Below are 4,868 nucleotides of genomic sequence, written 5' to 3'. Positions count from 1 at the left end.
ATGCACGATTTCGCCGAGTATGCCGCGGCGGAACAGAAGCACAATGGTGACGAACAAAATGCCAAGGAACAGGCTGCCGCTGTCCGTTATCGACGAAAGCGTGCTGCGCATCATCAGGACGACGCCGCTGCCAACGAATGGCCCGAAAATGGTGCCTGCTCCGCCCAGAAGCGTCATCATGACCGGCTCTCCGGACGCCCGCCAGCTGACCATCTCGAGCGTAACGAACTGATGGTTCAGCGCATAAAAAGCGCCTCCGATCGAACATACCAAAGCCGAAAACACGTAAGCCTTCACTCGCAGGCTGTATACATTGTACCCAATGCTCATTAAGCGCTGCTCGTTCTCGCGAGCGCCGAGAAGCGCGAGCCCATAAGGCGATTTGAGAAGCCGTAGGATGGCGTAGACCACCAGTGCCACAGCGCCCAGAGATACATAGTAGAAGACCCTATCATCGCCCAGATCCAGCCCCAGGAGTGTCGGCCGAACCAGCCCATGCAGGCCATCCTCGCCCCCCGTAAAGTCGGGAAACTGGTTGATGATGAAATATACGATCGATGCGAACGCGAAAGTGATCATCGAGAAATAGATCCCCTTCTTTCGCGCGACGACCAAGCCGAAGAGGAGGCTGACAGCCGTACTGGCGGCGACACCCGTGAGCACGGAAAGTAGCATCGGGACCCCGAGCTTAACCATCAGAATGCCGGTGACATAAGCGGAAGTGCCCCAATAGGCCGCCTGTCCGAAAGATAGCAGGCCACCGAATGCGAACAGAAGATCGAAACCGAGGGCGAACAATCCCCATAGGATGATATCGGTCGCCAGGACCGGATAGATCACCCAAGGAAGCAGAAGGGCGGCAGCAAGCGCGACCAAGGCGGCAGGCCTGCTCAGGAATACCTGTCGCGCGCGCTCCGTCATCGGTGTGTAGTGAAGCGCGAAATGAGAGATGTCGATGCCCTGGAAGATACCGCCGGGCCGCACCAGCAGCACAACAAGCATAAGGATGTAAATGACTGCGGTGGACGCCGGGGCATAGAAGATCGCTGCGATGGCCGAGACGAGACCGGATGCAAAGCCCATGACCACCGAGCCGGCAATCGACCCCATCCCGCCGGCAACGACCACAGCAAAGACGAAATTGATCATCTCTTCGCCCATGAAGGGTGACACGTTGCGCAACGGCGCGGAGAGCGCCCCAGCCAGCCCGGCCAGAGCCGAGGCAAAGAAGAATGTCCCGGAAATGAGGAGGGGTACGTTCCCACCGAAGCATTTGAGGAGATCGGGCCGCTCCGAGGCCGCCCGGATAAGGGCGCCCAAACGGGTACGCTCCAGCGCGAACCATGTACCGAAACACAAGCCGATCGATACTATGACGACAAAGAGACGATATTTCGGATAGGAGACGAACCCAAGGTTGACGGCACCTTTGAGAAGGTCGGGCACAAGATAGGGCGCGGACGTCACACCGTAGAATATCCGGACGACGTCTTGCATGATCAGCGAGAGGCCGAACGTTAGGATCAGAACATACGCAAGGTCGAGGCCGTAGAGGCGCCGTATAAGCAGCCGTTCCAGCACGATGCCAGTCGTGCCAACAAAGACGGCTGAAACGAGGAAGCCGACCCACAACGAGAGGCCGAATTGAGACCCCAGAACCAACGCGGTGACGGCGCCAAGCATGAACATGGAGCCATGCATAAAATTGACCACGCGCATCATGCCGAAAATGATGCTCATTCCGAGGCTCATCAGCGCCAGGACCCCGCCGGTCACCAGCCCATTGAAGAGCAATATCGCATAATATGACATTAGGTAGAACTCCGGATCTCTGCAGGCCAGATGCGTCCCGGCGACGTCGATAAACCGATGCCGGGAACTATGTCGTCCTACTCCCAGTCGTGCTTGCAGGTGCTGTCCGTCTCCGGATAATACGCCTCGTCACCTGGAACCGAGCCGGTGATATCAAAAAAGTCACTATCGTTCTTCACGCCCGACGCGGGCTTGACCTGACCGACGAAGGTGCGCTTGACCACAAGATGGTCGCTCTTGCGCATGAGCGCGTCCTTCGCGAACATGTCGCTGAAACGTCGGCCTTCAAGGACTTTCGTCACCTTGTCGGGATCGTCGGTGCCGAGTTCCTGGACCGCTTTCAGCACCTGATAGACGGCGGAATAGTTCCCGGCGTGTATGTCGCCGGGATAGAAATTCAGTTTCTCATGGAAGCGTTTGGCGAATTTCCGGGTCTCGTCGTCCAGATCCCAATACCAGATCAGCGCGGCGTTAACGCCAGCCCAAGTGTCTGGGCCAAGAGCTTTGACGTCCGACAGATTCAACTGGCCGGGAACAATCTTTATACCTGCGTCCATCAATCCGAACTCTCGTGCCTGCTTGACCGCGTTGCGCAGGTCCTGACCTGATTCAAGAATGCCGATGGCCTGCGCGCCCGCCGCCTGCGCTTTCAGGAGATAGTTTGAGAAATCATCATTGGGGAACGGCACCATGTCCACCCCGACGATTTCGCCGCCATTCTGCTTGACAGCCTTTGAGAAAGAATCGAGCAGAGATTTACCGAAGGCAAAGTCAGCCGCGATAAAGTACCACTTCTTAGTGCCCTCCTTGGTCATTTGTTTGACTGGGACCGACATGGCTGAAGTATCGTAACCGTAGTGCCAAGTGTATTTACCGCAGGCCTCGTTGGAAAGTGCCATGGTTCCTGGGCTGACGAAAGTCGTCAGAATGTGTCGTTCGTTGGCAAGCTTGGCAACAGCGATCGCGGCCGCCGAGCTCGACACGTCCGTTATCAGATTCACGCCCTGGGAATCGATGATCTCGCGTGCCTTGTTGACGGACAGCGCCGGATCAAGCTTGTTGTCGACGACGATGACTTTTATCGGAACCCCGTTGACCTTGCCACCGAAATCTTCGACCGCCATCTTTGCGAATTCCACATCACCTGGACCTGAGGTTTCTGAATAGACCGAGGAAAGATCAGTCAGCATCAGAATGTTGAACGTGCTGCTCTTCATCTGGGCTGATGTCGGGACAGTACCGGTCAGAGCGATAGCTATTGTCAGGCCGACAGCAGCAAGTGTCTTCATTGGCATTTATTAATTCCTCCTCATTAATATTTGTCGTTTAAGGCGGTTTGGATTGTCGTGAACCAAGGGTTCGGGCGCATAATCGCCGCCAACCAGACTGTCTGGCGATGGCGCAAATGGTAGGGTTGCGGCAACGCTCCTCCCCCACGACAAATATCCGCCTACACCGTGGGCTCAGCCCAATTCTGTGGCTCGGGTTCTTTTCCAGGGTTTTTACCGCAACTGCCGGCGTGAGGGAGTCTCATATGGAAAACATGTCATCGCGTTTGGAGATGCACGCTGACGGGCTGGCTGCAGCAGGGTACTAGGGTTCGCCGCGTATCGCGGAATCATTTGCGAACTGTTCGCCCTCTCCACGGAGCAATTCCCTTGCACCCTACTGACAAGGCGAATTTCTGTGTCCAGACAGAAGCGCTCTGCGTCGAGGATAAGGTCGTCACGGACACGCCCGTAGCGCAGAAGCTTCAGCCCAGTGCCGCCCGGTAGGAATCCGAACGGCACGATCGGATCGGCATGCCGGCCCAGAGCGCCGAAACTTCCCCTGCGGCAAGTGTCCCCGGGGCAAACTTCGTTCAGATCGGCTGATTAAAAGCCCGCAATCACGACCTCCCGTAAAGCGCGAGAGTTTGCCCGTTGACGAAACTTTGGTTCGCTTCGAGATCACGCACAACCAGGCGTCCGAAACTCCTGACGCTTAAAATTTCGTCGCCCACTCTTCGATGTTCGACTTATCGAATACCAACAGGTCCTTGAGATAAGCGCTGCCGTCCGCCTCCACGGTCATGTCGCCGAGACGACCGATCTTGGTGGTGCTGTTGGCTGCACCGTCGGTTTGCCCACGCGCGAGCATGCCGGCATACATGACGGCCGCGTAGCCGAGATCAGCAGGACTCCAAAGCTGGAACGTATCGGTCACACCGGAAAGCACGTTTGGCTTCATCTCCGAAGGCAGGCCGTGGCCCGTAACAAATATCTTGCCCAACTGACCTGCATCGGTAACCGCCCGGCAGGCGGAGACAATGCCGACGGCGGTCGGCGAGATAATGGCCCTCAAATTTGGGTACGCTTTTATGAGTCCCTGCGCCTCGCGATAGCTCTTGTCCGCCGCGTCGTCGCCATAGACCACGCCGACCAGCTTTAGCTTGGCATATTTCTCCTTCTGCCACTCCTCCTTCATCTTCTCGATCCAGAGGTTCTGGTTGGTTGCCTGCGAGGTTGCCGACAGAATTGCGACCTCGCCTTCGCCACCGAGCGTCTTGCTGATCATGCGCACGTCATTGGCGCCGATTAAGTCATCGTGCGGGGCGTTCACATGCATTATGCGGCCTTCCGGCGCGATCGCAGAATCGAAGGAGATGACCTTTATGCCACGCTGCATCGCCTTCTTGCCTGTAGGGATGAGGGCTGTGGCGTCGTTGGCCGAGATGACAAGAGCGTCGATTTTCTGGGCGACGAGCGCGTCGATGACCGCAATCTGCTGTTCGACGGTCGCTGCGGTCGGACCCGTGTAAACGAGTTCGACATTGCCTAGTTCATCGGCCGCTTGCTGACCACCATCGCGGGTCACGTCGAAATAGCTGATGCCCATGACCTTGACAACCAATCCGATGCGCAGCTTCTGCTGCGCGAAGGCGGGCCGCAAAGGTGCCGTTGACGTAACGCCAGCGAGCGCAGCACCGGACACGAGTTTCAAAAGCCGACGGCGATCCGGATTCATTGCTTCCTCCCATCTAGTTTCAAGAGATCGATATTGGGGCGCTCCAACAG

General features: G+C 57.0%; 3 protein-coding genes. All 3 read right to left on the bottom strand.

Translation table 11 applies throughout. The features are described from left to right. The coding region (locus tag EN914_RS24275) for an ABC transporter permease (protein ID WP_127389316.1) at positions 1–1,812 on the bottom strand (1,812 nt) is incomplete at its 3' end. A 77-nt stretch (positions 1,813–1,889) separates the two neighbouring features. Next, complete coding sequence (locus EN914_RS24270) at positions 1,890–3,107, bottom strand: ABC transporter substrate-binding protein (RefSeq protein WP_081714392.1); 1,218 nt, start codon at positions 3,105–3,107, stop codon at positions 1,890–1,892. Between the two features lie 688 nt (positions 3,108–3,795). Next, positions 3,796–4,868 (bottom strand): rhamnose ABC transporter substrate-binding protein (gene rhaS / locus EN914_RS24265; protein ID WP_348631934.1); only part of this gene is annotated, 1,073 nt, incomplete at its 5' end.

The organism is Mesorhizobium sp. M7A.F.Ca.CA.001.08.2.1, assembly GCF_003998455.1.
GTDB lineage: Bacteria > Pseudomonadota > Alphaproteobacteria > Rhizobiales > Rhizobiaceae > Mesorhizobium > Mesorhizobium ciceri.
This window is presented reverse-complemented; position numbering and strand designations above follow the sequence as displayed.

Excerpts from the sequence above, each read along its gene's own strand:
- EN914_RS24270 (WP_081714392.1), bottom strand. The coding sequence starts at position 3,107 with ATGCCAATGAAGACACTTGCTGCTGTCGGCCTGACAATAGCTATCGCT.